6 protein-coding genes are annotated in these 6,254 nt (G+C 63.9%); 5 read left to right on the top strand and 1 reads right to left on the bottom strand.

Annotated features, from left to right (window positions below; genetic code table 11):
- Together ACFWCF_RS20725 and ACFWCF_RS20720 are read left to right on the top strand one after the other, a co-directional pair.
- Nucleotides 1-873, top strand: an 873-nt coding sequence (locus tag ACFWCF_RS20725) for an IS1380 family transposase (RefSeq protein WP_378565335.1), incomplete at its 5' end; no start/stop codon positions are given.
- Between the two features lie 501 nt (nt 874-1,374).
- On the top strand, nt 1,375-2,064 hold the full coding sequence (locus ACFWCF_RS20720; RefSeq protein WP_378565333.1) for a hypothetical protein: 690 nt from the start codon (nt 1,375-1,377) through the stop codon (nt 2,062-2,064).
- 166 nt (nt 2,065-2,230) lie between these two features.
- On the opposite strand, the gene ACFWCF_RS20715 is transcribed toward ACFWCF_RS20720, so the two are convergent.
- A complete protein-coding gene (locus ACFWCF_RS20715) occupies nt 2,231-2,875 on the bottom strand; it encodes a VWA domain-containing protein (RefSeq protein WP_378565330.1) in 645 nt (214 codons plus the stop codon).
- Between the two features lie 536 nt (nt 2,876-3,411).
- On the opposite strand from ACFWCF_RS20715, the gene ACFWCF_RS20710 reads away from it, so the two are divergent.
- From ACFWCF_RS20710 to ACFWCF_RS20700, 3 genes are all read left to right on the top strand, one after another.
- Nucleotides 3,412-4,248 carry a helix-turn-helix domain-containing protein gene (locus tag ACFWCF_RS20710; protein ID WP_378565327.1) on the top strand — a complete coding sequence of 279 codons (837 nt, stop codon included), beginning with the start codon at nt 3,412-3,414 and terminating at the stop codon, nt 4,246-4,248.
- 319 nt (nt 4,249-4,567) lie between these two features.
- The gene (locus ACFWCF_RS20705; RefSeq protein WP_378565324.1) at nt 4,568-4,993 is read left to right on the top strand and encodes a hypothetical protein; all 426 of its coding nucleotides are present in this window, start codon (nt 4,568-4,570) and stop codon (nt 4,991-4,993) included.
- Nucleotides 4,994-5,779: 786 nt separating this feature from the next.
- Nucleotides 5,780-6,217, top strand: coding sequence for a hypothetical protein (locus ACFWCF_RS20700; RefSeq protein WP_378565321.1), 438 nt, complete (start codon nt 5,780-5,782; stop codon nt 6,215-6,217).
- Nucleotides 6,218-6,254 lie beyond the last annotated feature (37 nt).

The raw sequence follows: 6,254 nt of genomic DNA, 5'->3' as shown, positions 1-6,254 counted from the left end.
CCGCTGTGCGGGTTCGTCGACCATGGATCCGACGGGACCGGCGAGCCCCTCGCTCTGATGCTGCGCCCCGGCAACGCCGGCTCCAACACCGCCGAAGATCACATCGAACTGACACGGGAATGCCTGCGGCAGTTGCCCTTCACAGTCAAAGGTGGCCGTGTCGGCCGCAAGGTCCTGATCCGCACCGACGGTGCCGGTGGCACCCATGCATTCGTCGAGTACCTCGAGCGACAGAAGCTGTCGTACTCGATCGGGTTCGGCCTGACCGACCAGATCACCGCGCGCCTCGACGACGTCCCCGCCGACGCGTGGACACCTGCCTACAACGCCGACGGCCACCCTCGCGACGGCGCCTGGGTCGTCGAGGCCACCGACATTCTCGACCTGTCCGGCTGGCCGGACGGCATGCGGGTGATAGTCAGGAAGGAACGCCCGCACCCCGGCGCGCAGCTGCGGTTCACCGACGTCGACGGGCTGCGGTTGACCGCATTCGCCACCAACACTCGGCGCGGGCAGCTCGCCGATCTGGAGTTGCGGCACCGTCGCCGTGCTCGCTGCGAGGACCGCATCCGCACCTCCAAGGACACCGGTCTGGAGAACTTCCCGCTGCATGGCTTCGCGCAGAATCAGCTCTGGCTCGCGGTCGTTGCTCTCGCTGTCGAGTTGACCGCCTGGATGCAGACCGTCGCCCTCGCCGGGAGCGATGCTCGGCGGTGGGAGCCGAAAAGGCTACGACTGCGTCTGTTCTCGATCGCAGGACGGATCGCCCGCCACGCCCGACGAATACACCTGCGGCTGTCCGCGCACGCACCCTGGGGTCATCTGATCGAGGTTGCTCTCGCCAGGCTGGACGCCCTTCCCGACCCGCTCTGACCAGTATCAACCCGACCACACCACACGAAAGGCGCACCACCTCCGAGGCCGTGGACTCGGACGTCACCGGCCGTGTCGGACGACTCGTCGTCGCCCGGCACCAGGTCAGCGACGGCAACAACCAATCCGAAGCGTTCAGGTCGACACGCGGGACTCAAGAAAGATCGAGGTTAGGAAGTCTTTTCAATGGCGATTGATCGCGTACCGATGAAGTCGGATTCACCAGTCAGGTCACGGATATACGGAACACGGACCATCTACTTCCATTTCTTTACCGCATTCGTCCTCGTCACTGGTGCCGTGGGCAGCGTGATCGCTATATGCGTTGACGGCATTCACACCGATCCACTCATACCCCCATCTGACGATTCGTTCGTCCCTGACGATCTATATGTCGCACTCGCCTTCACAGTCATATTCGGGATTCTCCCTGCCCTCTGTGTTCTCATGCACGGTCCACGAACCCGTCTCGCGGACATCACATCCGGTACCGACCAAGGGGTGCCGGCCCTCGTACTTCGCCAGTCACGGCTCATCTACACCCTGGGCATGATCGTCGCGGTACCCGCATCGATCGCAGCGATCGTATTTCTCCTGAGAGCCAGCGAGGTCCGCGCGGACCGAGAGTTCAACTCGATACAGCACGAGGTCGGTACCTGGATACTCCTGCTCATTGTCACATGCGGGTGGCAGGCCGGAAGCGCCGTGCTCATGATGCTCGGCCGAGTCCGCCCCGGCTACATCGCCATCCGCCACGACGGCATTCACCTACGCGGCTACGCCAACGACGCATGGGTTCCCTGGGACAGCATCTGCCTTTATCTGTGCAAGACCCATCACCAGAATCTCATCATCCAGCTCGCACCCGACCACCACGCGATCATCTCCTCCCGAGTACCACGTCTGTGGACGCACATCGACAAACGAATAGACGGCCACGCCCACCCATCACGACCACGCGAGCGCCGGACCAGCGTGGCCATCGACCGGCGGCCCTTCCGGATTGCCCCCGAGATCATCGACGCAGCGGTCGAATACTTCTACGAGAATCCTGCTGCGCGCGAAGAACTGCGCGACCCGGCAGCCATTTCCCGCACCGTCGACGCCCTGCGCGCGCAGGCCACGACCGCATGGTGGCGTTCCCAGACACGACCCGTACCCGTCCCCAACCTCACGATCGGTTCCCGCTGACTCCGCGGAGCTTGATGGAGGCGTCCATCCGACGCCACAGCCAGGGACGCATAAGTCCTCTTCAGGAATGCCGGGCGCCGGCCCGCGAGCGCACTTTCGGCGATCACCCCGCTCAGAAGTCCGAGTGACATGAGCGCTCAATGCCGTCAGCGTCGTTCTTCGGGCATCAATTGTCGGCGCCCATCGCGTCCCGCCGGTCCCTCTCTGAGAAGCCCTCGACCGGCGCAGAGTTCGGGTTGCGGCGATGCCGACTTGTCAGGTCGGAGGTAGCGCGGAACACCGAATCCACTTCGGCTGCGCCCGCGGAGTACATCATCGCCTGCACCGGTTTGACGCCCATCCGCCGGCCGACGGAAACAGCGTCCATGTTCGCGCCGAGGAAGATGTACTCCCACCCGTACACCTGCTCCTGATGGGTGATGACAGATCGCACCGCATCGTAGGTCCATTCCCGGCTCGCGTTCTCGTGTCCATCGGTCAGGACGACGATTAGCACGGTGCCAGGTCGCTCACCCTCCGGGAGCGCCGCAAGTTGGTCACCTACCTCGGCGGACAGCCGACCGACACCATCGAGCAGGGCAGTACTGCCACGCGGTCGTAGCTCCAGCGGTGGAACCTCAGCGATGGGCAGCGAAAAGACGTGCTCGTACTCATCATCGAACTGAGCGAGGACGACCGTAGCGTCGCCCGATTCCTCCCGCTGTGCGGCGATGAATGCGTCGAACCCGCCCGCAATATCGGACCGGATCGACTGCATCGAGCCTGAACGGTCGAGCAGGACGGCGATGAGCGTACGGTTCGGATCGGTCATGGAAATCTCCGAATGTCCGGTGGGCGTTCAGAAGAACGGCCGACCGATGGTCAGCCCTGCAGTATTCAAGCCGCAATCAGACCTGTCAAGAGTCGACATCGCACCACAAGTGCCAGCAGATTCGCGAACGGCGTTCGCAGCCGTTCCAGTCGACTGCTTCCGGCCGCTGCCACTCGACACCCGACGAGAAGCCCTGGCCTACAACGACCCGCTTGCGGGTGTCAGGAGCGGTGGCAGTTTCGACTCCTTGGGCCGACAATGACCCATGCGTGGCCTGCTGACCAGATGTCAGCTCATATCGCATCGAAAACTCATGTTGCGTAAATTCATTCACTCCAACCAACCGATGGGTACTCGACCTTTCGGATGTCGTTGACCACTTGTACGCCGCGGTGGCAGGATGTCGATCACTCACCACGCACGCAGGTGGTGACCCACATATGAAGGCCCGCCACGACTGGTACTCGTGACGGGCCGGATGTCCGACTGAACAAGGAGTCGAACATGCGTCAGCATACCCATGTCCAGGTGGCGTCGTGAGCATCGAGGCGCTCAATTGGGCGCTCACCGAAGCTGCGATCCCCTCCCCCACCCCCGCCGGGATGCCGTCGGCGCCCGCGTTGACGATGGTGCTGATCGGCCTCGCCAATCACGCATCACGTACCGGTGAGGACGCCTATCCGTCGGTGGCAACGCTCTCCGCGTACGCGCGGATGAGCGAGCGGCAGGTACAGCGCTGCCTCGCCGCACTGCTCGAATTGGGGCTCATCGCCCTCGGTGATCAGCGCATCGTCGCCGCGAAAATTCAACGTGCCGACCGACGCCCGATCAGCTACCAGCTGATGATTCAGCGGGGCGACGAACCGTCGCCGCGTCCCGAGTCACGGGGCGACAAACGTGTCACGCACGGGGCGACGAGTCGTCGCCGACGGGGTGACTCCCGTGTCACCCGAACCGTCCTTGAACCAAAAGATGAAACCGCAGCAGGTGGCTGCGTCGCGCGCAGTGCGCCGCGCGGCCGACCGAAACGCAACAACGCGGCGGCGGCTACCCCCACCGACAACGACCTCGCTCCGCTCGCCGAGCGCCTGCGATCCGCCGGCCTGACAGCCAGCTTCGGCAAACTCGACGACCGAAGTCGATCCGAAGTGGCCGACCTGGTCGGCAGGTGCGGCATCGATGCGATGGTCGCGTCGGCCCGGGCCCAACACCAACCGCAGTCCCCCGCCCGGTTCGTGCAGGCATGGCTACCGACGTGGAGAGAGCTGCCAGACCGCTCGTCATCGAAACCCAAGTGCAGTGGGTGCGACGAGTTCGGGTGGCTTCCCGACGACGAGCAGGGTCGGGCGGTGCGGTGTGGCTGCCGACGGTAGCGAGCCGCACCGATCCCCTCACGCGCTGGCGTAGTAGGCGGCTCGGGCGGCCTTGATCACCTCCCGCACATCGCCCTGGGCATGGTCGAGGTTGAGCGGCGGTTCCCACCGGGCGATCACACTCGCCTCCACCTGCCGCGGGTCCGGATGCCGATATCCCCGGTTATCCCGCCGATTCGTGGCTGCCGGCACGTCCTGGATCACTGTGTAGCCGCCGGGAAACCCCCGCCACAGCCACACCCCGTGTCCGGATTACAGCCGGCAGGAGGGGTGGATGTGCACGATCCGCAAGAAGCACCGACACCAGGAGATCCGAACCATGAAGCGTCTGATCGCGACCCTCGCTGCTACTGCCATGCTCGCCACGGGCGCAGCAGCACTCACCGCGCCGGCGGCGCATGCAGCGACCATTTCCGGCAGTGGGGTCAAATATGTGTTCTGCAGCGCCAACCAGCACGACAACAACGTCATCTACTACGACCAGTACGGCAAGGTCGACAAGTTCGTCAGCCTGAACGACAAGGACGGGAACCTCTACTGCGGAGCCGTTGAAGTCGGCATCGAATCCGGGGCGTATGTGTGGTCTGCGATTTCGAACGAGCACTCGCACTATGTCTACGCCGCGATCTACTCCGTCTCCTACCCCTTATTCTCGGGCAGCACCGGAGCTCCGCCGCAGTACACCTTGGTCGCCAGGGATGAGAGCCACAACAGCTACGGCGGATACAACTCCGCGATGGCGTAGCGATCACGAGGGTCCATCGAGCGCCGCAAACGGTCCGACACCCGGACCGAAAGGCCCTCGGCCCCCATGGGGTCGAGGGCCGATGACGGACGTCTCCGAGTCTGATTGCCAGCTGCAATTGCGATACATCGCAGTTCAATTCGAAGGAGTGGCATGTCCAGGAAGCGTCGACCGAAGCCCAAGCCCCAGAATCACGGACAGTCATTCCCGTCGACCGCTCTGAAGTTCGCGAAGCGACGTGCCCCGAACCCGGGGTCGAGCGCAGATTCCGGCAACCACCACTACGTCGTTCGATATTTGACGAGCGGCGAGTGGGAGCTTCGGATTTACCAGTACGAATCCGAAGGTGGTGTCCGCACACCCGAAGCCTTCGCTTCACACAAGGTCACCAAGGACTCCCGGGAGGAGTGCATCGCCGTCGCACAGGCGTTCCACAGTCTCGGCGACAGTTACAACGAGTTCAGCCATGGTTATCGCAGCCGGTTCAGCCGTGCACTCTTGGATGCGGCAGGCGAGCCAGCCGAGACCCGGTCGTCGGGTATCCGGCCCAGCAACGCTTCAGCCAGCATCGAGCCGAAGGCGACACCCGTCCAACCCCCGGCGCGGAGCGAACGCTCAGCCACACCACCCAGGCCGAAAGCACGCGTCGCGACGGCACCTGTTCCACCGCGAAAAGCCCATCGCGACTCAGCTTTCGACCTCCGCGTGTATGTCGAACTACGCCCGGAACGTTTTCACACCACACCGTTCTGCCCCGATCGAAATTGGATCGAACACTGGTGCACTGTGGAAAAGGCGTATCGCAGTCGCCTGCACCCGTGCGGAACCTGCGCCGCATCGCTGGCAGAAGCGCTGGGCAACCACCTCGGGCGTATACCCAGCGGTGAGCGTGCACGCCTGGCTTTGCCGACGCTCCAGGCGTTCCACTACAGCGAGTACACGGGCACACGGCCGCCGCCCCTGCGCCGCCCGCGCCGGGGGAAGATGAGCAAACGGAAGGCGCAAACCAGCTCCGCGAAAAGGTCCAGGCCCGCCGACACCGCGAGTTCCTCCGGAACCTACACCCAGTACGGAAACCCGACCGACGTCAACGACATCAGGTTTTCCCATGTATCCGAGTTCGGCTGGGGAACCGCATCGTACGGCCAGCACCCCGAAGAGCATCTCGGCACTCCCACCGACGACGATCACGACTGGAGAGGCAGTAGCGCTCACTACGAGTAACGCGATTGTCCGCCGTGCTCGCGACAGTCACCTGTCG

It is taken from the genome of Rhodococcus sp. NPDC060090 (assembly GCF_042729855.1).
In the GTDB taxonomy this organism is placed as follows: domain Bacteria; phylum Actinomycetota; class Actinomycetes; order Mycobacteriales; family Mycobacteriaceae; genus Rhodococcus.
This window is presented reverse-complemented; position numbering and strand designations above follow the sequence as displayed.

Bases quoted from the DNA above. Each gene is read 5' to 3' on its own strand.
- ACFWCF_RS20715 (WP_378565330.1), bottom strand. From the start codon at position 2,875: ATGACCGATCCGAACCGTACGCTCATCGCCGTCCTGCTCGACCGTTCA.
- ACFWCF_RS20705 (WP_378565324.1), top strand. From the start codon at position 4,568: ATGAAGCGTCTGATCGCGACCCTCGCTGCTACTGCCATGCTCGCCACG.